We start from the raw sequence: 24,494 nt of genomic DNA, 5'->3' as shown, positions 1-24,494 counted from the left end.
CCTACTGTGTGCTTTCCCTGGCGCTTTCCCAGGCAGAAGCAGTGGCTTGCTTGGTACTTTCCCAGGCGCTTTTCGTGGTGTCCCTGGCGCTTTCCCAGGCGTCGTTCAGATTTTGCGCAGTGTCGTCCCACCATTGCTCGGTGTATTCCTCGAAGCCCTTGAGGTTCTCGCCGGCAGACGTTATATGAACATCATATTTAACGTTACCGAACATCGGGTCCTTATCCTCAACCCGCACAGTGAAGTCACCGCGTTTGGCTACGATGTCAGTGCCACCGATACCAAGAAACTCGTTGGTCTGGATAACCAGCGAATACAGGCCCATATCGTTGCCAAGCAGTATATCTTCCACATTACCGATTTCTTCGCCATTGGCGTCAAAGACTTCGGCGCCGATCAGATCTTCTGCCGAATAAAGGCCCTGGGCGTCTTGTGCGCCATCCTGGCCGAAGGCACTTAAACTCAGGCCCATCGCGCCTGCAAGCAATGGGATACCCAGTTTGCGAATTGTTGGTGTGCTCATGTCAGTCTCCTCAATTGTCGGTTCGGGAGCGGGCCAGGGCAGCTGATGCTGCTCGCCGGCCCACTGTAGTTTCTAAGGCTAGACCAGGATCTGCGAAACACCAGCGTGGTTTTGCGCATTGTCTGTCATTATCAAAACGACTAGTCTTGGTCTACAAGAATTAATACAGTCAGTTGACCGAGAGATAGCCATGAACCTGTTCCCCAGACTTCTTTGTTTGTCCTTTTTACTGGTACTCACGGCCTGTACCGATCCTGGCGACCAGGAAGCCACTACCGCCCAGTCCACGGTCGATATCTTCATGACCAACATCGCACAGTACTGCGGGCAGTCTTTCTCCGGGCGTGTGGTTGCCAATACACCGCCCGTTGCCGATGATCCCTTCGAAGGTCAGGGCCTGGTCATGCATATTCGCGAATGCTCAGCCAATGAAATTCGCATCCCCTTTCACGTTGGTGATGATCACAGTCGTACCTGGGTTCTGACACGCACGGTCGATGGCCTGCGCCTGCAACACGATCATCGCCACGAAGATGGTACTGATGACGCGGTGACCCTGTATGGCGGCGACACCACTGAGCAGGGCACCGCGATACGCCAGGAATTTCCGGTTGATCAGTTTTCCATCGGCATGTTCAAGCGTGAAGGTTTGAGCGCTTCCCTGACCAACGTCTGGGCGATGGAAATGGATCCTGGCCAGTACTTTTATTATGAGCTGGCGCGACGCGACTCGGATCGCCTGTTTCGGGTGGAATTTGACCTGAGCGAACCCGTACCCACACCGCCTGTGCCCTGGGGCCGCCCCAATCCGGCTACTGAAATCACCGCCGAACAACAGGCCCGGCTGCGCACCCAATTACCGTTTGCCGATGAGCGCGATTTTGAGGAATCCCGGCGCGGTTTTATCGCGGCTCCACCGTATCAGCAGATTCTGGGTGCCGCCGGCAACGTAGTCTGGGATATGGGCCGCTATGAGTTTCTGTTGAACGGCGAGGACTATGACAGCATTCACCCGTCGCTGCAGCGCCAGGCCACCTTGAATATGAATTTTGGCCTGTACGAAGTCGTCCCCGATTTCATCTACCAGATTCGCGGTTATGACCTGGCTAACATGACGCTGATCCGTGGCGAGGAGGGCTGGGTCCTGTTTGATGTTTTGCTTACCCGGGAAACCGCGGCAGCCGCGTTGGCCTTTGCCAATGAACAGCTGGGCGAACGGTCGGTGACCGCGGTGGTGTATTCACACTCGCATATTGATCACTTTGGCGGCGTGCGCGGCGTGGTGGACGAAGCGGATGTGCTCGCCGGACGCGTGCAGGTTTATGCGCCGGTCGGATTCATGGAAGAGGCCATCTCGGAGAATGTCTATGCCGGCAATGCCATGAGCCGACGGGCGTCCTACCAGTACGGTAACCCGCTGGCGGCAGGCCCGTTCGGGCAGGTTGATTCCGCCATTGGCAAAGGGCTGCCACGGGGCACCAGTGGCCTGATTGCGCCGACAGTGGTAGTCACCGAGGATTTTGAAGAACACCTGATTGATGGCATCCGCATTGTTTTCCAGAACACCCCCGGCACCGAGGCGCCCGCGGAAATGAACGCGTGGTTCCCGGACAGCAAGGTGTTCTGGGCGGCAGAGAACATCACCGCCACCATTCATAACATCTATACCCTGCGCGGCGCCCTGGTGCGCGATGCACTGTCCTGGTCGCGGCAGATCAATGAGGCCCTGTACCGCTTTGGCCGCGAAGCGGAGGTCATGGTGTCCTCGCATAACTGGCCGCGCTGGGGCAATGAACGCATCCAGGAAGTGATGCGCGACCAAAGGGATGCCTATGCCAACCTGAATAACCAGGTGCTGAACCTGGCCAACCGCGGCGTTACCATCAACCAGATGCACAACGAATACAAGGTCCCGGAGTCGCTGCAGCAAAGCTGGGCGGTGCGCCAGTATCACGGCTCGGAGTTCCATAATTCCCGGGCGGTGATCAATCGCTACCTGGGTTATTGGGACGGCAACCCGGCAACACTTGCACCGCTCTCTCCAGAGCAATCCGCGCCGCTGTATGTGGAAATGATGGGCGGGGCCAATAACATCATGACTAAAACCGACGAGCTGGTGGCACAGGGCGATTACCGCCATGCCATGGAGTTGTTGAACAAACTGGTCTACGCCGAACCGGGCAACCAGGCCGCCAAAAGCCGTCTGGCGGATGTGTTTGAACAGCTGGGCTATCAATACGAGAGCACCAGTATGCGCAATGTGTTCCTCACCGCGGCCCAGGAGTTGCGTTATGGCGTGGCGCCGCTGGGTGCTGTACACAGTGCTAGCCCGGATCTTGCCCGGGCCATGACGACCGCCCAGTGGTGGGATGCGGTGGCCACCCGGGTGGACAGCCAGCGCGCCGACGGCCTTGCCTTCAAGATCAATTTTGTGACATCGGATAACGGCGAGCAGTTTGTGATTGAAATGCGCGGTGGCACGCTCACCACCATCAGTGGTTACCAGTCAGGGCAGGCGGATGTAACCATCCGCATGAACCGCAGTGACCTTGACCAGGTCATCATGGGACAGGAAACACTGGCCAGCCAGCTGGGCGCCGGGCGTGGGCAGGTGGAGGGTGATGTGGCGGTTCTGCAGCAGCTCGCCTCGGTGCTGGTGCAATTTGACCCGGTTTTCGAGATCATGCCCGGAACGCGACGCTGATTACTAATCGCTCGATCCAACGCCGGGTCCCCGGCCGCCGGATCACCGGATCACCGGATCGCCGGGCCGCGCAATGTCACAGGAAAATAGACAATTGTTCAGGCAGGAACTGGCTTTCCTGCCTGAGCCTGTTGGCACTGTGGATGGCGGTGATTATCGGGTTGACCAGGATCTGCGTGCGGTGGAAGTCGGTGCGCCGGGGGATGTGCCGGTCATGCGCGCGGTGTTTCGCGAGGGCATCGGCTGTGTGATTCTTGCCCCCGACCAGACGCTGGTGGATATCGACACGCTGCCCGAATTGATGCTGCCATCGCCGCCCGGGGACCCGGCGCAAATCCCCTGGCCGGATGGTGACCTTGTTGAGAACAGCGGCTTGCCAGACACCATCGACGCTGTCGCACTGCAGGCCGCCTCGGACTGGGCATTCAATCGTCCCTCCCCGGAACAGGACACGCTGAGCCTGGTTGTGGTGCATAACGGGAAGATTATCCACGAGCGGTATGCACCCGGGATAGACATGTCCACACGCACCCGCACCTGGTCCACCGCCAAGAGTATCGCATCGGGGCTGATTGGCATGCTGGTGGATGAGGGCAAACTGTCTCTGGACGAACCGCTGGGTTTTGCCTGGCTGCCGGAAAATGGTTCGCCGGACACTGACCCGCGCAACCGGATCACGCTCCGGCATGTGCTGAACATGTCCAGTGGCCTGGAAACCATCGACAATAACGGCATGGAGTATGCTACTGGATCGGGGCTGTCCTATTGGGCCGGGGCAAGTTCAGTCTCCGGTGCACGTAGTCGTGGCCTGATACGAGAGCCCGGCAGCGTGTGGGATTACGAAAACTATGACACGCTACTCGGCGTGTATGCGATGAAGCAGGCCCTGGGTAGCGAGACGGCCTACGCAGAGTTTCCGCGCAGGGCGCTACTGGACAAAATCGGCATGCGCAATACGCTGGTCAGCACAGACCGGTTTGGCGATTTTATTTTCAGCAGCCAGGTATATACCAATGCCAGGGACCTGGCCCGCTTCGGTTTGCTGTATCTCAATAACGGGGTATGGAATGGTGAGCGCCTGGTCTCCCAAGAGTGGATTGAGTTCTCCCGCACGCCCGCGCCCGCAAGTGTGGAGCGGGGTAGTGACTATGGTGGCCAGTGGTGGCTGGTGCCCGAGGGCCGCCGCGATATTTCCACTGACGCCTATTCAAGCAAGGGCAATCGTGGCCAGTACACAGTGGTGCTGCCTTCGCATAACCTGGTCATCGTTCGACGTGGCCTGGATTATGGCAGCCAGGGTTTCAGCCCCTGGGATTTAACCCGGGAAGTGTTGAAGGCGATGAAATAATTGTGCGCTACCAGGGAATAACCTTACCAGCCCAATCGTAGAATCCACCGGTCTGCGCGGTGGTCAGGCCATCAATCACCGACAGCAGGTTATCCGCAGCCTCGGGCGCTGGTACCGAAGGGTGGCGGCCTACATATTTGCGGGTGAATTCGGTTTGCACCGTGCCGGGATGCAGCGCAACACAGATCGTGTTTTTATGGCTGCGCGCGAGTTCAATGGCAGTGGTATGAATAATCTGGTTCACCGCAGCTTTTGCGGTACGGTATGAATACCAGCCACCCAGGTTATTGTCCCCGATTGACCCGACCCGCGCCGACAACACCGCAATGACGGCGCGACGGTCCTTTGGCAAGAGCTTTACGGCATGCTTCAGCACCATCGCGGGGCCGACCGTGTTAACCTTAAACTGAGCCAGCATGGCTTCTGCTGTCAGCTTGCGAAGACTCTTTTCGGGCTCATGCGCCCCGATCTCGAGTGCACCTGTGGTAACAAGGATCAGGTCATAATCGCCGTCAAGTGCGCCCAGTCTTTGCTCCACGGATTCCTCACTGGTGATATCAAGCCCGTCACGCGATCGTGATAGTCCTGTCACCGTGACGCCTCGCGCCTCCAGTGCAGAAAACAGGGCCGCGCCAATGCCGCCACTGTCACCAATTATCAATCCTCGTTTCATCATTCGCCTTTCGTTCTTATCACGGTGGGCAATACTTGAATTACCGATCTGTACCCAGTTCCCGCACCAGGAAGGCAGTTTCATCCGCCACTACCCGTGCAAACCAGGGTTCCACATAAACCCCAAAATGTCCGCAGTCATAGCTTTGGGTTTCCCCGCGTGGTGCCAGGGCTGCCGCTTCGCGAATAGTCTCCGGCCGTATGAACGCGTCTTGCTCGGCAATAGTGTAGTGGATTGGGCACTGGATGTACTCTGCCTGCTTGCCCGGCTTGTAGTTGGCCAGCTGGAAGACAAAGCGCGCGGCAACCCGGTTGCGCCACCGGGAATCCGCCGGGGTCAGGCTGGCGATGCCATCAGCCGCCCTGGGGGACGTCATTGCCGCGAACTCATCCGGGTTACCGATGGCCTGGATATAACAGGGTGACAGGCCGAGGGCGCCGTGTAATGCATCGCGCAGGGCGCGTCCCAGCAGGCGCAGGGTCTTGCCCAAAGGTACCGGTTGCTGCGGCTTTTCAGTCCGGCAAAAAGGCACCTGGGCGACCACGGCGGCAATGCGATGGTCCTCGGCGGCAATGGATTGGGCATGGGCGCCGCCGAACGACGTACCCCACAGCGCAATACGATCAGGGTCAACTCCGGGCAGTTTACGCACGGTGACGATCGCCGCTTCCCAGTCCTGCAGCTGGCGCCGCACGTTCAGTAGTTGCCGTGGCTCGCCGTCGCTGTCGCCAAAATGGCGATAGTCGAACAGCAACACCACCAGTCCCGCCGCGGCGAAGGCTTCGGCGTAGGCGGGCAGGCGCTGGTCGCGCACGGCGGTAAATCCATGGGCCATGACCACCGCGGGCAGCCGGCTATCGGTTTCCGGTCGGTACAGCCAGCCGGCGCAACGGACGCCCTGGCTGTCGAAGTCCAGGTCGCTGCGGGTGAATGCGGTCACGCCGCCTGGTCCCGGTTCAAGGTGTCAGCTGGGAGGGCGGCGGCAGCTTGTCCGCCTTTTTCCCGCTTGATGCCGGCAGCGATCTCCTTGTCCAGGCGGCCGACATAGTGGTCGAAGTGCAGCTGGATGGTGTGTCGCGGGCTGGGGTAGTAGTCGCGCAGATAAAAAGCCTCGTCGTCGTCGATCATGCGCTGCATCGCGGATTCGGAAGGGGGCGCATAATCGCCGGTGAGGTACGGTGCCAGCCAGCGCGACTGCTGCTCGGCAAAATTGACCAGAGTAGGCAGTGACTGTGCCAGCCCCATATAGATCAGGTTGGGAACCCCGGGGATAAGCATGCGCTTGAACAGTCGCGGTGGCTGATTATCTTCACCCGCGGTGAATTCGGGCTGATCGAAGAACGGGAAGCTGATCTTGTAGCCTGTGCACCACACGATAACGTCGAAATCGCCGCTGGAACCGTCGGTGAAATGCACGGTGTGGCCATCCAGCCGATCAATTCCGGGGCGTGCCTTGATGTCCCCGGAGCCGGCGCGTTGCAGGAACTCCCCGGATACGGTGCCGTGGGCTTCCCAGGGCTGGTAGGTGGGTTGGGGCAGGCCGTAGTTCTTCGGGTCACCAATCTGGGCTTTCACCACCCGCTTCATCAGCCAATGCTGCAACCAGCGTGGTACCCAGGCGGGCAGCATATTCTTATCCCCCGGCGTACCATTGATGTACTTGGGGAATACCCAGACTCCCCGGCGCATGGAGATGTGCAGTGTTTTGGCCATGAAGCGCATGGACAGCTCCGAGGCAACGTCCATGGCGGAGTTGCCGGAACCGACCACCAGCACGCGCTTGTCGCGCATGTCGATGGGGTCAAAGGGGGTATTGTAACTATGGGCGTGAATCTGGTCGCCGGCGAAATCACCGGGATAGGCAGGCTCGGGCCACCGGGGATCCCAGTGGTGTCCGTTGGCAACGATCAGCACCGGGTAGCGGCGGGTCTCCCCGTCACTGGTGGTGACTGTCCAGTGGCCATCCTCGTCACGATGGGCAAGCTCTACCCTGGTATTGAAGGTGATGCTGTCGCGCAGGTTGAAGTGATCGGTGTACTCGTTGAGGTAGTCGAAGATTTCACTGTGATGCGGGTAATCCGGCCAGTTTTCAGGCACCGGGTACTCCTGCATGCCCATGCGAAATTTGGAAGTATCGATATGCAGGCTTTGGTAGCAAGCGGACATGCCGTTGGGGTTCTGGTAGTACCAGTTGCCGCCAATGTTGTCCGATGCCTCAAAGCAGTCGTAGGGTATGCCGTGGTCCTTCAGCCGCTTCAAGGTGCTAATGCCGCTGGGGCCGGCACCGATCACGCAGCACAGCGGGCCATTGTTATTCTGGGGGCGAAATCCCTGGCTCATGCTAATCACTCCGTCAGGTTGTTGGGTGGTTGAGGTTGGTCGGGCTGGCACTGTTCGATAAAGCGCTCTGCGGCCTGCTGATAGTCGGCCAGCACTGCCGGTGTCGGGTTTTGTTCAAGAGCCTGGCGCAGATTGGGCAGCGCTGCGCCGGGTTGCGTGGTGAGGTACTGGCGCAGCAGGGTATCGTGCCCCCCTGCGGCACGGGCAGCACGCAGGTAGGTGTCGGTGACCACGGCGCCCAGAATGACCTGGTTGATACCATAGTAAACATCCAGTACTCGACCGGGAGAGAAGCCGCGCGCGCAAAGCAGCTCAGCCAGGTGCTCAAGATAGAGCGCTTCCTCCTGGCCGAACACGCCACCCTGCATAATCCGGCTGACCAGTTCGGGCCATTCGATGGCTGTTTGATACAGGCTTGCAGCGTGCTCGCGCAGGATTGCCTGCCAGGACTGGCCACGATCGACGATGGGTTCGATCTGCCCCTTGCGCTCGGCGATCAGGCGCAGCAGGTGCTCGCGCCCATCAACATAACCGTAGAGTGTGGCAACGCCGACCTTGAGACGCGAGGCAATACTGGCCATGCCAAGCTCGCTGGGCTCAAGCTCGCAGGCGGCATCGACGATGGCTTCCAGGGTCAGGCGTCTGGGGCGACCGGCACCGCGGCGCTTGCCGCCATTATGAGTGGGGGAGAGCATGCCAATGATAATACCGAATCGATTTCGGAAATCAAGTCTGGAATGGTCCGGGAGAGAAAGAGGGGTACTTGGTGTGTGGCGTTTTTGCTCTGCACCGTGCTTCGCTGCTTCCGCATTCCCGGCCTTGTTTCTAGGCCGGGCGATGAGCCCGGGTTAGATGGTGCGATCAGCGTCCGCGACCACCGGACAGGGTGAGCAGCAGACCAACTACCGCCATGGCGCCGCCGCCCAGCAGGTACCAGGTGGTTTCATCCGTGAATCGTCCGGTTATGGTTTCGTGAACTTCCTCGCCCAAAGAACCTGTAGCCTGGTATCCGAAATACATGAGACCCACCCCAACCACAAGCAGGGCAATACCGATAATGCGTGATTGATTCATGGTGTGTCTCCGGAGTTAGTGAGCCAACTGGTAGGGCTACGTTAGCCCGTGCCGAACACCTTGTACAGTATTACGGAATATATCACGCAGATCGGCGTCGCCCTCACATAGCGGGATAATTTACCCTTCGAGAAAAGTGACTTTGCCGGTACTCACGTCGTACATGGCGCCAACCACTTTCAGCTTGCCGTCCTGGACGAGCTCGTTGAGTACGGCGCTCTGTTGCAGAATGTTGTCTACGGTCTGGCGCACGTTTTCATGGGCCACGGCACTGACAAAGGCCCTGTTCTTGCTGTGGCGCTCGCCCTCGAAACCTTCAACGGCCTCCACCGCGGGGCGGATATGGGCCAGGGTCTGGGTCAGGTTGCCCAGTTTGACATCATCACAGGCTCCCTTGACGGCGCCGCATTCGGTGTGGCCGAGCACGACGATCGCCATTGAGCCGGCTACCGCTGCGGCAAACTCCATGCTGCCCAGTATTTCCTCATCGACGAAGTTACCGGCAATACGTGGTGCGAATATATCGCCCAGGCCCTGGTCGAAGACCAGTTCCGGCGGCACCCGGGAGTCGATACAACTCAACACGATGGAATGCGGATACTGGCCACTCGCGGTTGCATCGACCTGAGCGCTGAAGTCGCGCTCTATCATGGTATCGGTCAGGAAGCGTTCATTGCCTTCCCTGAGCATGGCCAGTGCCGAATCGGGGGTGAGCACCGCCTGGCTTTGCAGGGTCTGCACTGCGGCGGTTTCCGCAGTGGCCAGCATTGGCGCGGCGGTTGCAAATGTCAGTAACAGGGCGGCGGTTAGTGTGCGGGATAGTCTGTTCATTGCAGTCTCCAGAGTTTGTAGCCGTGAATGTCTGACGCATCGGTATGATTTCCCGATAATGTCCAGGATACGTTAGCATAGTGCAAACAATTGTAAGGTCTATTCGATCCTGGTTGGGTAACTGTACGTATAAACCGAAGTGATACGCTGTGAGACCGGTCCATGCGACATCTTAATTATAGCCATCTTCATTATTTCTGGACGGTGGCCAATGAAGGCAGTATTGCCCGCGCCTCAGCGGTGCTGAACATTACCCCCCAGACGATTTCGGGACAGCTCAAGTTGCTGGAAGAAGCGGTGGGGGAATTACTCTTCCAGCGGGCTGGCCGAGGGCTGGTATTGTCTGATACCGGCCGTGTGGTCAAGCAATATGCCGACGAGATCTTTACCCTCGGCGCCGAACTGAGCCGTGTGGTGAAGGGGCGGCAGGCCAGGGCGCGGGTGCTGCATGTGGGGATCGTCAAGTCCATCCCCAAGCTGATCGCCTACCGGGTTTTGCAGCCCATACTTGCCCCCGAGAATCCGGTTCGCCTGGTGTGCACGGAAGGTGGGCTGGACAGCCTGCTGGGCGATCTCGCCGTGCATCGCCTGGACCTGGTAATCTCGGACCGACCGATACCCGTGGGTATGAATGTGAAGGCCTACAATCACACCCTCGGCAGTAGTGCGATTGCATTTTTCAGCAAGCCTGCTGCGGTGAGTCGTTACCGCTCGAACTTTCCGCAAGCACTGGCGGAAGCGCCCCTGTTGCTGCCGGTGCATGCATCGGCCATGCGTCGGGAACTGGACGACTGGTTCGAGCGTGTGGGCATAGAACCACGGGTCGTGGCCGAGTTTGACGACAGCGCGCTGCTGAAGATGTTCGGTGCCGCCGGCGCGGGTGTGTTCCCGGCACCCTACGCTATTGCTCGGGAAATTGAGCGCATGTACAGCGCTCGTGTCGTTGGTGTGGCTGAAAACGTCGAGGAAACCTACTTCGCCATCTCGCCGGAGCGCAAACTGAAGCAGCCCATGGTGCTGGAGATCATTGAACGGGCTCGGGAGCAGCTGTTCCCGGTGGCAGACAAGACCGCTTGAGTTCGGGAAAGCCGATCCCCCGACACTGAAAAACCGCTTTGTGGTAAACAGGAGCGGCTCTCATACTGAAGGGAATATTAGTGGAGAGCCGCACATGAATTTTGACAAGATTGTCTCGAATCTCGCCAGTAGCGGGGTGCTGGGAGGACTTGCCGGTGGCGCAGTGGGTGGCGCACTGGTGAACAGCAAGAAAGCGCGCAAGACCGCGGGAACCTTACTGAAGGTGGGCGGCGTGGCAGCGCTGGGTACCCTCGCATGGAAGGCGTACCGGGGTTATCAGGATGGCAATGCAAGCCCGGCTTCGGCAACGACGCCGTCTACTAACGACCCCGTATGGCAGGGAATCAAGAAACAGCAGTTCGCGATCAGTACCGATGATAGCCAGCAGGGCTCGACGGCGCTGCTCCTGGTGCAGGCCATGATTGCCGCCGCGTGCGCCGATGGTCATATGGATGGTGACGAGCGGCAGCGTATTATGGCCCGGGTTGGCGAGATGGGTCTGGCTGCTGATGAGAAAGCACTGGTGTTTGATGCCTTGCAGGCGCCATTGTCGCTGGCTGAGCTCTGCGAGCGTGTGGATTCGCCAGAATTGGCAGCAGAAGTGTACCTTTCGTCGATGATGGCGGTGGATCGAGGGCGTACCGAGGCCGAGTTTTACCTGGATGCGCTGGCTTTTCGTCTGGGTCTTCCCGAGGGGCTGGTTATACGGTTACAGCAGGAAGTCGCTAAAGTCGAGCATAAAGCCCTCGCCTGAATCCCCATCTCCTGAGTACCATTGCCGCACCGGAATAGGGGGCGGCAATGGAAAAATGCCTGCCCTTATCAATTTGCTTGTTTGCCGCTAGCAAGTATACTATATTCCAAATCCAGCAGAGCCTGAATCGGCCCATCAGAGTCCGCGCCGTCAGATGTCACGGGAACCCTCGCAGCATGGCTAAAGAGCCCGATAAGAATTACGATTGCGAAATGCCACAGGACACTGCAGCGCATGTACTCCATGCCATCAAAAAGCCACTATTGCGGTAGTGGAGACTGTTTAGCCCTCTGGGGGGCGGCGCCCGTATTAATAAGATGAGGAAAGTAGCTATGACGACCCAACATCCTGACTTTGATGTCATTGCGATTGGGGCTGGCTTCGCCGGTCTCGGACTGATCCACTACATACGCGAGGCAGGCCTGTCCATTCGCGTCTTTGACCGGGCGGCTGATGTCGGCGGCACCTGGACCTGGAATCGCTACCCGGGCTCCATGACCGACAGCGAGAGCTATTATTACTGCCTGACCTTTTCCAAGGAACTCCTGCAGGAATGGTCCTGGACGGCACGTTACCCCGACTGGAAGGAGACCCATGACTACATGCGTTTCGTTGCCGACAAGTGCGACATGTGGCCCCATATCCAGCTGAATACCGAAATTACCAGCGCGGAGTACCAGAAGGACACTGGTCACTGGCTGGTCACGACCGGTAACGGGGACAGCTTTACCTGCAAATACTTTATTAGTGGCATGGGCATGATTTCGGAACCCGTGATCCCGAAAATCAAGGGCATGGAGACCTTCAAGGGTCCGCTGTTCCACTCCTCGCGCTGGCCGCAGGAAGGCCTCGATTATGCCGGCAAGCGTGTGGGCATTATCGGTGCCGGCGCCACCACCGTACAAATGCTCCCTGTCATGAGCAAGACCGCGGAGAGTGTGACAGTCTTTCACCGCACCTCGAACTTCATCCTGCCCGCGATGCAGAAGCCAATGACGCCAGAGTGGGAAAAGGAGATCAAGGAAAACTACGACGAGATTATCGCCAAGTGCCGTAATCATGTGTTTGGCATGGCGTTTGACACCGCCGATGGCCGCAAGGCGGTCGAGACCTCGCCGGAGGAACGGCAGCGGATTTTTGAGGAAAAGTGGGTCGGGAGCTTCCGCTGGGTGTTCGAGACCTTCGACGATCTGCTCGCGGATCCCGAAGCAAACAGAATGGCCTCACAGTTCATCATCGACAAGATGAAGGAGCGGATTGAGGACCCTGAAATTGCCGAAATTCTGGTGCCAAAGCTTGAGGATTACCCTCTGTTTGCCAAGCGGCCACCTCTGGATCACGGTTATCTGGAGGCCTACAGCCGCGATAATGTGCACCTGGTGGACATCAAGGATCGAGAGCCCATCGTCGAGATTACCGAAACTGGCGTACGCACGACTGAAAATGAATTTGAGTTCGACATCATCGTGCTGGCAACGGGCTTCAAGGCCTACACCGGTGCGTTGGAAGCCTTCCCCATCCGCGGCGCGAAAGGCCAGACGCTGGCGGAAAAGTGGAAGGATGAATCCAAGTCGATCATGGGTGTCTGCGTGGCGGATTTCCCTAACATGTTTATGGTCACCGGGCCCCAGGCCCCGTTTGCCAACCTGCCGACTTCCATTGAGCAGAATGTGATCTGGATAACGAACTGTATCAAGAAGATGGAAAGAGAAGGCTATGACGTGGTCAAACCGCGGCAGGATGCCGAGGACGCCTGGACGGCGCATACCGCGGAAATTCACGATCAGACCCTTATGGCAGAGGGTGGCAAGGTGAACTCGTGGATGATGGGTGCCAACCTCGAAGGCAAGGCACCGCGCGTGCTGATTTACTTTGGGGGTGCCAACGTCTATTACGACAAAATGGACGAATCCGCGAACCAGGACTATCCGGAGCTTGAGTTCGAGAAGCTTGCCGTTTAAAGACGCCTCATGCCCCGCGTAAACGCGCCCGGCATGCTTTTGGCTCGCTGATTAATCCCCGCTTCGTGCGGGGTTTTTTTGCATGGTGGATGGGTAACCGACAAACGCATCAAAAAGTGCCCGGAAACTAAAGGGGCGCAGATTTAATCGGTCAACATCCCTTTACTGGCCCGAAGAACCAGGATGTTGATCCGCGTCAGGAGGTGCCGCCATGTTTTCAGAAATAATGCACCATGGTTTTCTTCAAAGCGCGCCATCGGTGTATCAGCCCTATAGCACCAGGTAATTACCCGAGTAATCCCAATCCTTGGTGAGATACTATGAAACTACCCCTGCAGATCACATTTCGCGATGTGCCTCGTTCCGAGGCCCTTGAGGCTTATATTCGCGAACAATCGGAGAAGCTGGATCGGTTCTATGATCGGATCATGGCTTTGCGGGTGGTCGTTGAACGTCCGCACAGCCACCACCACAAGGGCCAGCTCTACCATGTCAGGATAGATTTGACCGTGCCCGGAGGGGAACTGGTAGTAAAACGTGATCCGCATGACAATCATGCGCACGAAGACCCTTACGTGGCAGCGCGCGACGCATTCAAGGCGGCACGGCGTCAACTACAGGACTATGCCCGTAAACAGCGAGGCGACACCAAGACTCACGTCCTGCCGCCTCACGGGATCGTCAGCGTGATCATGCCGGGCCAGGATTTCGGCCGGATCCTGAGTTCAGAGGGTGGGGATATCTATTTTCACCGGAACAGTGTGGTCGAAGGTGACTTTGATCTGCTGGAAGAGGGTGACGAGGTCTGGTTTGTTGAACAGCCAGGCGATAAAGGTCCCCAGGCGAGTACGGTACATATTGTCGGCAAGCATCATCCGCTTGCTTGAAGGGTGGCCTGGAATTAACTGGCAGTCTGTGCTTCTGTTTCAACGCCTTCAGCAATTGTGGTGATTTCCAATCTTCGCGTGCCACCACCTTTAGAGAGCCTGCCATTTGTCGCTGTCACGATTTTCCCGGGTGGGGGCGATGGAGCGGAACTGACCGCTTTTATGGTTATCGGCGGTCTTTCGCTAAATTGGTACTGAGTGTTAGCGGCACTCAGTTGTTGGCCAGCATATTCTTCCGCTGCCGGAATGTGCTGAGGGAGGCATTGAAGTCTTTCGCCGCCGTTTGTGCGAGGTGAACCGCGCGATTATGAAGCATCAAGTGCAGGCCCAGGCCTTCGCGACACTCAAGGTAGGTCTCAATTTCAGTAACGTACTCGCGCACGGCTTCCTGTGCGTCATAGACCTGATCATAGGTCGCGGTGGTGCCATCGGGAATGACTGGCGCGTTCTCGGGTAAAGCTTTCGGGCAGCTCGCCCAGGTATTTGCGGCGAGCAGCAGGGCGGGGAGTGCAAGCAGAGTTCTCATGGTAATGACCTCGTTGGTTAGTGGGTGAACGGCATTGGTGTTACCCAATGTGTTACTAATATCCACATAAATGCTTGCAGGCGCAACCCTCAAGAGAAGAAATTAATGATTACAAACCACTGAATTATATGGCTTTAAATTACATACTGATTCGATGGTAGGAGCCCTGCGCACCAAACCGTTACATTTTGTAACTGAAGATACGCTAGTATGTTCAACTCTGGTGCGAGACTGCTTCCAAGCGGCGGTAATTGTTGCCGTACGCCCGAAAATTGTGCGTGATTGGAGAAGGATGCTATGTGATGACGCGTCGCTAAAAGAACTTTTTATCTGCCGTTTTTAAGTCGGGCGATATCGCGACAGCCGTGCAGGCAGGATGGCTGACACCTGCCGGTCAGCTGTCCTGGCACTGTGGACAGTACCAGGCGGTGCGACCGGATACCTTGGTGGTAGCGAGGGCCTCTCCACATGCCGGGCAGTGTTCACCCTTGCTGCGGTGCGGAAGCAGCCATCCGGAAGGCATCTGTTCGGGGTCGGCATGGGCTTCAATAGCGCCTTCCAGCACCGGACGTATGGCCTGGTAAAGACGCTTGCAGGTCTCCCGGTCGAGGCGGTTCACGGGCTGGCGTGGATGAATGCCGGCATGGAACAGGATTTCGTCGGCGTAGACGTTGCCGATACCGGCGATCATCTTTTGATCCATCAGCCAGGACTTGACGCTCCCGCGTCGGTCTTTCGCCCGGTCCATGAAATCGGCTTCGCTCAGGGCAATCGCGTCGGGCCCGAGCTGTTGTTGTTGCAGCCATTGTTCAGGCGACTCGGTGAAGGTGATCTGTCCCAGCTTGCGCGGCGAGATGTAGGCCAGGCGGTCACCATTGTCAAAACTGATCAGCAATCGCGTATGATCGGGAGCTTGTTCTCGCTGGTGGATGTATTTTATGTCGCCGGTCATGCCGAAATGCATGGCCAGCCATTTCTTCTCGTTAACTTCGACCAACAAGTGTTTGCCGTGGCGAATAGTAGAGCGAAAGGACTTGTGCCGGAGCGCGCGTCCCAGTCCCTGGGCAGAGGTGTCATGCAATATTGCAGCGTCCTCCACGTGTACGTGTTCAATGCGCTTGTGCAGAGCGGTGGCGCTGACGTGCCGCCGGTATACTTCGACATCTGGTAATTCAGGCATATAAGTTCAGCGCTCCGGAACGGTGTCGGTTCATGCCGCGGAACGCCGCGCCGTTGTCGCCAGCATAATCATGATCATGCCCGAGAACATCAAATCAATGCCTACCAGCAGGCCGATCACCCAATTTGCGGCGTGGGGCAGCTGCGCCAGAATCAGGCCAGCGAGAACCAGCGCCAGCACGCCGCTGACTATCTGCCATCCCCAGTGATCGAGTGGGCGCAGGGTAAAGGCCAGGAAGATTCGAAAGATACCACTCGCAATCAGAAACGCCGCCACCAGAAGTGTCAGCGACAACATGCCGGCCATTGGAAAGAATAGCAAAACAAGGCCGATGCCCAGGGCGAGCAGGGAGCCCAATATCTCGAACAGGAAACCTTTCCATTTCGGCGTGCGGAAAGCGGTCACCATACCAATGACGCCGCTGATCGTGAATATCCATCCAATCAGTAGTTCCATTGCCAGGGTGGCTACAAAGGGAAAGGCGACCGCGGCGATTCCCAGCAAGAACATCACTACACCGAGGACCATGAACCACCGGTTTTTTTCTTTTACTTCGGGAGTAAAAAGAGTGTAGCTATCGTCTATTTCGTTGCCCATTGTATGTGCCATGAATCAGCCTCCAGCCGGTTTTCCGTGTTTGTTGATCAGTTTTTCAAAGTCTTTTTCGTCTATGCATTCAACGCCGATATTCTCTGCCTCATCGCGTTTTGAACCCGGGTCACTCCCTACCACCACAAAATCCGTGCTGTTACTTACACTGGAGGTGGCGCGTGCACCCAGCATCTCCACCTGTTCTTTGGCTTCATCCCGCGTGAAATTCTCCAGAGAACCGGTGAAAACAAATGTTTTTCCCTCGAGGGGCTTTTTCTCGGGGCGCGGCATCGGGTGTACCTTAAGTCCCTGTTCCTGCATTCGTTTGATAACATCCCGATTGGCCGGATCCCGGAAAAAGTGTTCTGTCTCCATGGCGGTTTCCGTGCCAATGCCGGGGATATCCTCTATCTGACTCTGATCGGCTTTCATGAGATTATCGAGCGTATGAAATTGTTCGGCAAGTTGGCGCGCCACACGTCTACCCACATGGTGCAGGCCGAGCGCGAACAGAAACCGGTCCAGGCGCGGCTCCCGGGCTTCCTGTATGGCATCGTGCAGCTGCTTCGCTGACGTTTCGGCAAAGCCTTCGAGGGATTTGAGGTCATCTACTGCCAGTGTGTAGAGATCAGCGAGATTGCTTACCATTTGTCGCTCGACCAGCTGGTTGGCGGTCTGCTCCCCAAGGTGATCGATATTCATTGCGCTGCGCGCAGCGTAGTGCTGAATACGGCCTCGTAGTTGGGCGGCACAGGCTAATCCTGCGGTGCAGACATAGTAAGCGCCCTCACGTGTAACCTCCGCGTTGCACACGGGACAGCGGTCGGGCATGTGAAATTCCTGCGCGCGCTTTTTGCCCGGTGTCTTTACGCGCTCGTCAACTTCAGGAATTACGTCGCCGGCTCTCATAATACGTACTCTATCACCAACCCTGATATCCTTCCGGTGCACCTCGTCTTCGTTGTGCAAGGTGGCTCGACTCACAGTGACACCGCCAATATCCACCGGTTGTAACAGGGCGACAGGCGTGAGAATGCCAGTACGACCAACCTGAACCACAATATCCTCAACCGTGGTGATTTCTTCCCGGGGAGGGAATTTCCAGGCCAGCGCCCAGCGCGGGCTACGGTCTCGTGTGCCCATCGCGTTGCGGAGGTCGTGATCGTCCAGCTTGATCACGATGCCATCAATCTCGTAATCCAGGTCGTCCCGCTCTTCGGCAAGCCTGTGGTGATATTGTTCGATTTTTTTCAATGTCGATGCCGACTGGTTCAAGTCACAGGTTTTCAAACCCCAACGGGAGAGTTGTTTGAGCACTTCCTGGTGTGTGGCAGGCTGCGCGCCTTCTGTTGCCAGGATCTCGTAAAAGATGATGTCCAGTGGCTTGTCCGCAACGTGGCGCGATTCGAGCTGGCGCATTATGCCTGCGGCGGCATTGCGCGGATTGGAAAATGCCGTTTCACCACGTTCGATACGCCTTTTGTTCAGGGCCATAAAACCATCCTTCGGCATGAAGACTTCACCGCGTATCGCCAGTGATGCGGGTGTCTCATCCTTATGCTGTAATTCCATTGGCAGCGCACGGATGGTTTTGAGATTATGGGAAATGTCTTCGCCCTCCTCGCCGGTACCGCGGGTGGATCCGTAGTCGAAGTGGCCATTTTTATAGACAACCTCCACAGAAAGCCCGTCAAATTTCGGCTCCAGTACACACTGCACTGAATCTTTTCCGGCCTTGTGCTGAGCTGTAGTCAGAAATGAATCAATATCTTCTTTTTCAAGTGTAGCCTGCAAACTGAACAGTGGTGCCTTGTGGGTAACTTTCTTTAATTTGCTCACAGGCTCGGCGCCGACGCGACGGGTTGGCGAATCCTCCGTCTGAAGATCGGGAAAGGCGGCCTCCAGCTCTTCAAGACGATTGAATAGCTTGTCATAGACCTTATCGGATATTTCCGGTGAGCCTTTTACATAGTAAAGGTAATCGTGATGGTTGATGCCCTCGCGCAGGGCGTCAATTTGTTCGGCAGCCTCCTTTTTATCGAGTTTGTCGACAGATTTGAAGTGGGTGTCGGGCTTATCCTTGAAGTTCATTCCAGGCCGCCGATGCGCCCTGGTTGGGCATGGAGAATTACCGCGGGCTCGGTTTCGCCGATAACGGCGCGGTATTCCTCAGCGCGCAGAAATTTTTCAGGCTCGTCACCCAGGGCTGCCGCGGAGGCGGCCAGCACGTGCGCCCAGGTACTGCGATTGGCGAACAGCATCCCGGCTTCATCCAGCGTGCCCCCCTGATTGATGTAACCCAGAACCGGCGTCTGTACAGCGTCTGTCAACAGTGGCCAGATTGCACCGATCATTGGTTCCGGCCGGGTGTGGGTCAGGAACACACGCGCCTGAGCCGGTCGCGGGAACAGATCGGCGATTACGTCTGCCGGCGCCATGACAGCGGATTCGCGTTGATCCCGCGGGGTCCTAAAGCGGCCGGGCTCCTGCAAGTAGACGACAGCATGCCTGACTCCCGCGTGGTCCAGCCGTTCGGAGGCTTTTAAGACCTCGGCCAGCTGGTAACCGCCCGTGGCGACCAACTGTAATCTTTCCGTTTTGCTCCCTGCTCCACGCAGGCGCACGGCGCCGTCGTGAGCAAGTTGCTGTGCCTGCTGTTTCGAGAAAAACACCGGTAGCGGCCTTTTCGGGATCACCAGGGTCCAGATCTGGCCATGTGTGGAATAGGTCGCCTGCAGGGCGGCGATGGCACTGTTCCAGTCGGCGGGGAACAGTACCCGGGATACGTCAGTCATTTCACCCAGCAGGGCTTCACAGAACGTCGTATCCTGATGGGATTGTTCGTTTTTGCCATTCTCCCAGGTGTGGGATGTTGCGATGACCGGTACGGAGAGCCAGCCGGGTGGGCGACCTGCCCCGCACAAATGACGCGCAAAAATAAGCTCCTGGCGGATGGCGCCCAGCATCTTGACCATAAACGCCTCATAGGAGGCTAACAGGTTGATTCCACCCTTGTTGGCAAGCACGGCATTTATGACCGCCTCTTCGTTCAACGCCGTGATAACCCTGCCGTGGGTATCCTCGGGAACACCTTTCTCCGGACTGGTTACACGGTGCTCGAACAACTCCAGGGCAGCATCCAGGCGGTTGCTTTCTATTTCATCGGGGTTACCCAGTCGCACCCGTAGCGAAGGGTTCTCTTTGGTAATGCCAATAAAACACTCGGCGACGCCCTTCATGGCGCTTACAGAATCGGCCGCCTCTGGATTGCGCCATGGGGGCTCGGGAAAGGTCGGCGTTGGCACCTGCCTGTGGGCAAGGGGATGGTCTTTTTCCCTTGGCCTTTTCTGGACCGTGTGCTGATTCAAGATCTGAACAGCGAGATCAAGTTCGTCAGGATCAAGCCACAGCTTTCGTGCGGCAACATTAAACTCGTCGCACGCTTGCGCGTTCTCGGCGGGGTTGTCCTGCAGTGGCAGGTTATGCGCCCGGTTGGTACCTGCACCCGGAAAGCCGTAACCTTTCGGGGCCTCGGCGATGCCGTAATAGACAGGTGCGGGGTAATCTGTGTCTCCTTTCTTGATGGCCTCGGCAGCCTGATTCAAGCCGGATTCCATTTCAATGATGCCCCAGGCAAAAGAGGCCGGATCGCGACCATCTATAAACAATGGGGTGAATCCGTTCAGTTCCAGATGCTTGCTTAGCCAGCTGCTTCCGCCTTTCATGGCCATCGATGAGCGCTGGTCTATGCGTCGACCGTTCATGATCATAAAGGGCGCTATCAGCCCGCAATCCTCAGCGCGCCACCAGCGGGGAGTCCAGTCGCTACCGCGCTGTTCTTCAAATGAGCCGTCACTCAGGAAAGTCACCAGCCGTTCTCCAGGCAGTGGCATGTGCGCATACTGCAATTCGGCAAAACCGAGATATCCCCCCTCCATCATGCCGCCTGCAGTGTGGGCGTTGACGTGGCTGCCCAGGGGTGATTCGGGCGTGCCTTGCGGTGTGACGGCGTAGGAGTAGAAATCCCGTACAAAGCGGGTCAGGCCGGGATTACTGACCTCGTAACGTTCCGCATGCTCCGGGGTCATGTTGCCAACCAGCAGGTTGGTGGCATCGATGGCGGAGACGCAATGGCCCTGGCCCATCAGCCAGGAACGGGTCAGCCCGGTGAGCGTATTGGCCACCAGATAGCCGGTATAAGCCGGCACCATATTCAGGGAGCCACCGGTGTGGCCCTCGGGATCGGCCTTGAAGTCACTTTCGGTAAGGTCTCGCCCGTCCAGGTACACATTTTTGGTATAGGTCATGTGTACGACCAGCCACATGGCGGCACTGGCAACACGATCGGCTGCTGCCAACAGATCAAAAACAGAATCCATTTTGGCAACCGCGCCTGCCCGATCCAGTCGGTTGGCGAGGTCGTGAATCCTCACCTGGGTTTCATCGGTATGAGTAATAACCCCATAACCTGCTGCCCAGTGAGCAAAAGTCGTGCTGCCTTGTCGAAACTGCTCTGCTTGTTTTGCCTGCTCTGCCTCTGTTGCTGCGCGTGATTCGATATCCATTGCACATGTACTCCATCCGGCTTTGAAAGGTCGGCACTATCGTCGGGTGATAGACGTTTCGCGTCATTGATGTTCTTCAATGCGCGGCCAGGCTGTGATGGGTTTAGCTGAGCGTGAGACGGATAGATGGCGTGGCCAGAAGCGTGCGTCTGTCTTTTATAAACCAGACCGGAAAATACACATGTCGAACATACTCCTGTTAAAAAGCGAATATGATCAATCCGCCTGGCTGGATTACCTGGATCGGAACCTGCTGGTAGGCGGTGGACTCCAGGAACTCATTGCCAGCGGGCTGCGCGGTGTTACCAGCAATCCTACGATATTCCACAAGGCCATTACCGGTAGTAACGATTATGACGACACTATTCGTGACCTGTTGCAGGGAGATCCCGAAGTAGAGGAGGAAATCCTGTATGAATGGCTGGCAATTCAGGATATCCAGAGGGCTGCGGATATTCTCAAGCCCGTTTATGAAAGTAGTGAAGGAGCGGATGGTTTCGTGTGCCTGGAAGTGTCTCCACACCTGGCCTTTGATACTTCGGGTACCATTGATGCGGCACGTCATTTGTGGCGAGCGGTCGGCCGACCGAATCTGATGATTAAAGTACCCGGGACTTCGCACGGTATACCGGCAATCGAAAGCCTGATTGCAGAAGGAATTAACGTTAACGTGACCTTACTGTTTTCGGTCGAGCGCTATAAGGAGGTGGTGCAAGCCCATATTCGTGGATTGGAGCAGAATATTCATCCTGAGGATGTTGCCTCGGTGGCCTCATTCTTTGTGAGCCGGGTGGACACAAAAGTCGACGCGCTGCTGGACGAGGCAGGGTCAACAGATGCGCAAAAGCTGAAAGGGTGCATCGCTATAGCGAACGCCAAAATGGCTTACCAGCACTTCAGGGAAACGCTGGGTTCCAGTGACTGGGAGACTCAGCATCGGCGTGGCGCTCGGCCGCAGCGGCCGCTGTGGGCCAGTACCGGCACCAAAAATCCAGAGTACTCCGATGTGCTGTATGTGGAGCAACTCATTGGTTCGCAGACAGTAAACACCATGACGCCGGATACCCTGGATGCGTTCCAGGCACACGGTGAGTTATACACCACCCTCGAGATGCAGGTGGATGTCGCGAGAAAACAGCTGGAGGCACTGGTTGGATACGGGATTAGCCTGGCTCGGGTGACCGAAGAGCTGGAGCAGGAAGGGGTCGATAAGTTCGCGGATTCCCATGACAAGTTGTTGGCGGCCCTGAAGGACAAGCGCTTTGCGGTGGCCGAACACTTTGCGGAGAAATGATGGGCCTTTCAGGTTCACGTCGTGCAAGGACAGAAACATCGTAAATAAACTACCGTTTCACGAAATAATATAGATCCTGTTGCAACTTCCCTGCATCATTCACGGTCATGGATTGTTTAGTGCAAAAAAAGCAAGAGTCTCCCGGATAAATGACCCGTATCGAACCCGCGAGTGACATCGAACACGCTTATTGGATGCAGCGCGCCCTGGCCCTGGCCGACCGCGCGGCCGCCGAGGGTGAGGTGCCCGTCGGCGCCGTGGTGGTGCGTGATGGTCGACTGCTTGGTGAGGGCTGGAACCAGGTGATCAGCAGCTGCGACCCGTCTGCCCATGCCGAGATTGTTGCCCTGCGCGATGCGGCCGCTGTGGTGGGCAATTACCGGCTGCCCGAGGCCACGCTTTATGTGACCCTTGAGCCCTGCACCATGTGCGCGGGAGCACTGGTGCACGCACGGATTACGCATTTGGTATTTGCCGCCAGGGAACCCCGCGCCGGGGTGGTATGCAGTACCTGTGCGTTACTGGATGCGCCCTGGTATAACCACAGGGTCAACTGGACTGAAGGCGTGCTGGCCGAGGCATCCAGTAGCCGCCTGCGGGATTTTTTTCGGGCCCGGCGGACAGGGTCCTAGAGTGCGAGCAATGTTGTGTTACGCAACGTTTCGGGCAGATGCTGTTGCGGGTCCAGGGGGCGTTCCGGTTGCTGGGCCGCCATGTCCTGCCATTGCAGGATGCTGTAGTAGTGCCGTATGTTCTGTACATAGCTTACCGCCTGCAGGCCCCTGGCATAGCCGTGACGGGTATTGCGGTAATGCTCCCGTTTCTGCAGCATGGGCAGGTGTTCCATAACATTACTCCACTGATCCGGATTACCACCGTGGCGCTGGGTGAGTACCCGCGCATCCTCCAGATGGCCCATACCGACATTGTAGGCAGCCAGTGCCAGCCAGGTCCGGTCCGGCTCTTCAATACGTTGTGGCAGGCGCCGCCTTACATGTTTCAGGTAGCGTGCTCCACCCCGCAGGCTCTGCAGGGGGTCCAGTCGATCGGTTACGCCCATCTCGGCCGCCGTCGGTTTGGTCAGCATCATCAATCCACGCACGCCTGTGGGTGAGGTGGCCAGTGGGTCCCAATGGGATTCCTGGTAAGCGATGGCTGCCAGCAGGTGCCAATCCAGCTGGTACTCTCCGGCAACCTGCTGGATAAGTGCACGATAGGGCGGCAGTTTACGGCGAATACTACTGGCGAAGGTATGCGAGCCGATGCGGGAGAGTATTCTGGCGTGGCCGAAATGCTGCTCACGCAGCAAATCCAGGCGACCGTCCTGTTGCAACCCCTCAAAAAATGTATTTACGCGTTGCCGCAATGCGTCGTGTCGCGGGCCGGGTGGCAAATACCAGACGATCTGGTGTTCGGGACCGAGGTCGAAGGCGACCTCCAGGCGCGGATACAGGCTCTGTTGCATCCTGAACTCATTGGAGTCTATGACTGCGAGATCGGCTTCACCGCTATCGATCCGCTCCAGCAATTCCATACTGTCAGCCTCATCGACTGTGTCCCATGCCAGGTCAGGATGTGCCATCGACAGGTCGGTGAGTAGATACTGATGGCTGCTGTCGGCCAGGGTCAGCAACTTGAGGTCATCAATATCCGCCAGGCTTCGGGGTCGGCGCTGCCCGGTCTTGTAGATGACCCGGGGCGTTGTCACAGCGTAGGGAATGGAGTGGGCGAACATGTCGCTGCGCTCCGCAATCAGCGTTAGTCCGGCGGCCGCCAGATGCGCTTCCTGGCGCTTCAGTTGCCTGAAGATGTCCTGTAGCCCGAATACCGGTTCTACCTTGAGAGTAACACCCAACTCGTCTGCGAACAGTTGGGCCAGGTCATACTCAAAGCCGGCGGCGCCATTTTTGTCCAGGTAATAGGTCGTCGGGCTACTGCGGCTGACAACGGTCAATTCGCCCTCCGCCAGTATTTGCTGCAGGCTGTCGCCCCGGGAGCAGGCGACAAGAACGCAGGCAGCAAAGCCTATTAGAAGCGGCGGTATCAGTTTCATGATTCCATTCTAGCCGCAGGGTCTGGTCTGGACCAGTGGCATAAAGCTAAACAGTATCCGGACAATGTGATGCTGCAGGCCTTTTTTGACCCCACCATCACTCATTCAGGGTA

Annotated in this window: 21 protein-coding genes; 8 read left to right on the top strand and 13 right to left on the bottom strand. The window is 57.3% G+C overall.

All coding sequences use genetic code 11. The features are described 5' to 3' along the window. Position 1: 1 nt before the first annotated feature. Positions 2-523, bottom strand: a complete 522-nt coding sequence (locus tag CWI75_RS16175; RefSeq protein WP_101522570.1) for a PRC-barrel domain-containing protein — start codon at positions 521-523, stop codon at positions 2-4. A gap of 190 nt (positions 524-713) precedes the next feature. On the opposite strand from CWI75_RS16175, the gene CWI75_RS16170 reads away from it, so the two are divergent. Both CWI75_RS16170 and CWI75_RS16165 read left to right on the top strand, forming a co-directional pair. Then, the gene (locus CWI75_RS16170; protein ID WP_206604767.1) at positions 714-3,227 is read left to right on the top strand and encodes an alkyl/aryl-sulfatase; all 2,514 of its coding nucleotides are present in this window, start codon (positions 714-716) and stop codon (positions 3,225-3,227) included. Positions 3,228-3,300: 73 nt separating this feature from the next. Further along, the gene (locus CWI75_RS16165; protein WP_101522569.1) at positions 3,301-4,575 is read left to right on the top strand and encodes a serine hydrolase domain-containing protein; all 1,275 of its coding nucleotides are present in this window, start codon (positions 3,301-3,303) and stop codon (positions 4,573-4,575) included. 7 nt (positions 4,576-4,582) lie between these two features. Here CWI75_RS16165 and CWI75_RS16160 read toward each other — a convergent pair whose 3' ends face one another. The 6 genes from CWI75_RS16160 to CWI75_RS16135 form a co-directional block, all read right to left on the bottom strand. After that, on the bottom strand, positions 4,583-5,251 hold the full coding sequence (locus CWI75_RS16160; RefSeq protein WP_206604766.1) for an SDR family NAD(P)-dependent oxidoreductase: 669 nt from the start codon (positions 5,249-5,251) through the stop codon (positions 4,583-4,585). A gap of 37 nt (positions 5,252-5,288) precedes the next feature. Beyond that, positions 5,289-6,188: an alpha/beta hydrolase gene (locus CWI75_RS16155; RefSeq protein WP_101522567.1), complete on the bottom strand. Its 900-nt coding sequence runs from the start codon at positions 6,186-6,188 to the stop codon at positions 5,289-5,291. Next, positions 6,185-7,588, bottom strand: coding sequence for a flavin-containing monooxygenase (locus CWI75_RS16150; protein WP_101522566.1), 1,404 nt, complete (start codon positions 7,586-7,588; stop codon positions 6,185-6,187). The genes CWI75_RS16155 and CWI75_RS16150 overlap by 4 nt, the downstream gene beginning before the upstream one ends. Positions 7,589-7,593: 5 nt before the next feature. Further along, complete coding sequence (locus CWI75_RS16145; RefSeq protein ID WP_101522565.1) at positions 7,594-8,283, bottom strand: TetR/AcrR family transcriptional regulator C-terminal domain-containing protein; 690 nt, start codon at positions 8,281-8,283, stop codon at positions 7,594-7,596. A gap of 166 nt (positions 8,284-8,449) precedes the next feature. Next, positions 8,450-8,662, bottom strand: coding sequence for a DUF3185 family protein (locus CWI75_RS16140; protein ID WP_101522564.1), 213 nt, complete (start codon positions 8,660-8,662; stop codon positions 8,450-8,452). A gap of 120 nt (positions 8,663-8,782) precedes the next feature. Continuing rightward, the gene (locus CWI75_RS16135) at positions 8,783-9,493 is read right to left on the bottom strand and encodes a carbonic anhydrase family protein (protein ID WP_101522563.1); all 711 of its coding nucleotides are present in this window, start codon (positions 9,491-9,493) and stop codon (positions 8,783-8,785) included. A 162-nt stretch (positions 9,494-9,655) separates the two neighbouring features. Between CWI75_RS16135 and nhaR the strand changes: the two genes are divergently transcribed. From nhaR to CWI75_RS16110, 4 genes are all read left to right on the top strand, one after another. After that, positions 9,656-10,570 carry a transcriptional activator NhaR gene (nhaR, locus tag CWI75_RS16130; protein ID WP_101522562.1) on the top strand — a complete coding sequence of 305 codons (915 nt, stop codon included), beginning with the start codon at positions 9,656-9,658 and terminating at the stop codon, positions 10,568-10,570. 94 nt (positions 10,571-10,664) lie between these two features. Then, positions 10,665-11,324 carry a tellurite resistance TerB family protein gene (locus tag CWI75_RS16125; protein ID WP_101522561.1) on the top strand — a complete coding sequence of 220 codons (660 nt, stop codon included), beginning with the start codon at positions 10,665-10,667 and terminating at the stop codon, positions 11,322-11,324. A gap of 332 nt (positions 11,325-11,656) precedes the next feature. After that, entirely contained in the window at positions 11,657-13,285 is a 1,629-nt protein-coding gene (locus CWI75_RS16115) for a flavin-containing monooxygenase (protein ID WP_101522559.1), read from the top strand. Between the two features lie 320 nt (positions 13,286-13,605). Then, positions 13,606-14,172, top strand: a complete 567-nt coding sequence (locus CWI75_RS16110; protein ID WP_101522558.1) for an HPF/RaiA family ribosome-associated protein — start codon at positions 13,606-13,608, stop codon at positions 14,170-14,172. Between the two features lie 211 nt (positions 14,173-14,383). Here the strand turns inward: CWI75_RS16110 and CWI75_RS16105 are convergent, their stop codons facing one another. The 5 genes from CWI75_RS16105 to CWI75_RS16085 form a co-directional block, all read right to left on the bottom strand. After that, entirely contained in the window at positions 14,384-14,698 is a 315-nt protein-coding gene (locus CWI75_RS16105) for a hypothetical protein (RefSeq protein WP_146003616.1), read from the bottom strand. Between the two features lie 394 nt (positions 14,699-15,092). Next, positions 15,093-15,878: an Fpg/Nei family DNA glycosylase gene (locus tag CWI75_RS16100; RefSeq protein WP_101522556.1), complete on the bottom strand. Its 786-nt coding sequence runs from the start codon at positions 15,876-15,878 to the stop codon at positions 15,093-15,095. 30 nt (positions 15,879-15,908) lie between these two features. Next, the gene (locus CWI75_RS16095) at positions 15,909-16,487 is read right to left on the bottom strand and encodes an HdeD family acid-resistance protein (protein ID WP_101522555.1); all 579 of its coding nucleotides are present in this window, start codon (positions 16,485-16,487) and stop codon (positions 15,909-15,911) included. 3 nt (positions 16,488-16,490) lie between these two features. Continuing rightward, positions 16,491-18,560 carry an NAD-dependent DNA ligase LigA gene (gene ligA / locus CWI75_RS16090; RefSeq protein WP_101522554.1) on the bottom strand — a complete coding sequence of 690 codons (2,070 nt, stop codon included), beginning with the start codon at positions 18,558-18,560 and terminating at the stop codon, positions 16,491-16,493. Further along, positions 18,557-21,034 (bottom strand): phosphoketolase family protein, encoded by a 2,478-nt coding sequence (locus CWI75_RS16085; protein WP_101522553.1) that lies wholly within the window; start codon positions 21,032-21,034, stop codon positions 18,557-18,559. Before CWI75_RS16085 ends, ligA begins: the two co-directional genes overlap by 4 nt. Before the next feature lie 181 nt (positions 21,035-21,215). On the opposite strand from CWI75_RS16085, the gene tal reads away from it, so the two are divergent. After that, positions 21,216-22,328: a transaldolase gene (gene tal / locus CWI75_RS16080; RefSeq protein ID WP_101522552.1), complete on the top strand. Its 1,113-nt coding sequence runs from the start codon at positions 21,216-21,218 to the stop codon at positions 22,326-22,328. A gap of 149 nt (positions 22,329-22,477) precedes the next feature. Beyond that, entirely contained in the window at positions 22,478-22,960 is a 483-nt protein-coding gene (gene tadA / locus CWI75_RS16075; protein WP_101522551.1) for a tRNA adenosine(34) deaminase TadA, read from the top strand. Here the strand turns inward: tadA and mltF are convergent. Then, complete coding sequence (gene mltF / locus CWI75_RS16070; RefSeq protein WP_101522550.1) at positions 22,957-24,381, bottom strand: membrane-bound lytic murein transglycosylase MltF; 1,425 nt, start codon at positions 24,379-24,381, stop codon at positions 22,957-22,959. The two genes, tadA and mltF, sit on opposite strands and share 4 nt — an antisense overlap. Between the last annotated feature and the right edge of the window lie 113 nt (positions 24,382-24,494).

Origin of the sequence: Kineobactrum sediminis, assembly GCF_002868715.1 — a bacterium.
GTDB lineage: Bacteria > Pseudomonadota > Gammaproteobacteria > Pseudomonadales > Halieaceae > Kineobactrum > Kineobactrum sediminis.
The sequence above is the reverse complement of the archived record's forward strand: the minus strand, read 5'-3'. Positions and strand labels throughout refer to the sequence as shown.

Bases quoted from the DNA above. Each gene is read 5' to 3' on its own strand.
- nhaR (WP_101522562.1), top strand. From the start codon at position 9,656: ATGCGACATCTTAATTATAGCCATCTTCATTATTTCTGGACGGTGGCC.
- CWI75_RS16105 (WP_146003616.1), bottom strand. From the start codon at position 14,698: ATGAGAACTCTGCTTGCACTCCCCGCCCTGCTGCTCGCCGCAAATACC.
- CWI75_RS16170 (WP_206604767.1), top strand. From the start codon at position 714: ATGAACCTGTTCCCCAGACTTCTTTGTTTGTCCTTTTTACTGGTACTC.
- ligA (WP_101522554.1), bottom strand. From the start codon at position 18,560: ATGAACTTCAAGGATAAGCCCGACACCCACTTCAAATCTGTCGACAAA.
- CWI75_RS16110 (WP_101522558.1), top strand. From the start codon at position 13,606: ATGAAACTACCCCTGCAGATCACATTTCGCGATGTGCCTCGTTCCGAG.
- CWI75_RS16125 (WP_101522561.1), top strand. From the start codon at position 10,665: ATGAATTTTGACAAGATTGTCTCGAATCTCGCCAGTAGCGGGGTGCTG.
- mltF (WP_101522550.1), bottom strand. From the start codon at position 24,381: ATGAAACTGATACCGCCGCTTCTAATAGGCTTTGCTGCCTGCGTTCTT.
- CWI75_RS16095 (WP_101522555.1), bottom strand. From the start codon at position 16,487: ATGGCACATACAATGGGCAACGAAATAGACGATAGCTACACTCTTTTT.
- CWI75_RS16115 (WP_101522559.1), top strand. From the start codon at position 11,657: ATGACGACCCAACATCCTGACTTTGATGTCATTGCGATTGGGGCTGGC.
- CWI75_RS16175 (WP_101522570.1), bottom strand. From the start codon at position 523: ATGAGCACACCAACAATTCGCAAACTGGGTATCCCATTGCTTGCAGGC.
- CWI75_RS16165 (WP_101522569.1), top strand. From the start codon at position 3,301: ATGTCACAGGAAAATAGACAATTGTTCAGGCAGGAACTGGCTTTCCTG.
- CWI75_RS16100 (WP_101522556.1), bottom strand. From the start codon at position 15,878: ATGCCTGAATTACCAGATGTCGAAGTATACCGGCGGCACGTCAGCGCC.
- tal (WP_101522552.1), top strand. From the start codon at position 21,216: ATGTCGAACATACTCCTGTTAAAAAGCGAATATGATCAATCCGCCTGG.
- CWI75_RS16085 (WP_101522553.1), bottom strand. From the start codon at position 21,034: ATGGATATCGAATCACGCGCAGCAACAGAGGCAGAGCAGGCAAAACAA.
- CWI75_RS16150 (WP_101522566.1), bottom strand. From the start codon at position 7,588: ATGAGCCAGGGATTTCGCCCCCAGAATAACAATGGCCCGCTGTGCTGC.
- CWI75_RS16160 (WP_206604766.1), bottom strand. From the start codon at position 5,251: ATGATGAAACGAGGATTGATAATTGGTGACAGTGGCGGCATTGGCGCG.
- CWI75_RS16145 (WP_101522565.1), bottom strand. From the start codon at position 8,283: ATGCTCTCCCCCACTCATAATGGCGGCAAGCGCCGCGGTGCCGGTCGC.
- CWI75_RS16140 (WP_101522564.1), bottom strand. From the start codon at position 8,662: ATGAATCAATCACGCATTATCGGTATTGCCCTGCTTGTGGTTGGGGTG.
- tadA (WP_101522551.1), top strand. From the start codon at position 22,478: ATGACCCGTATCGAACCCGCGAGTGACATCGAACACGCTTATTGGATG.
- CWI75_RS16135 (WP_101522563.1), bottom strand. From the start codon at position 9,493: ATGAACAGACTATCCCGCACACTAACCGCCGCCCTGTTACTGACATTT.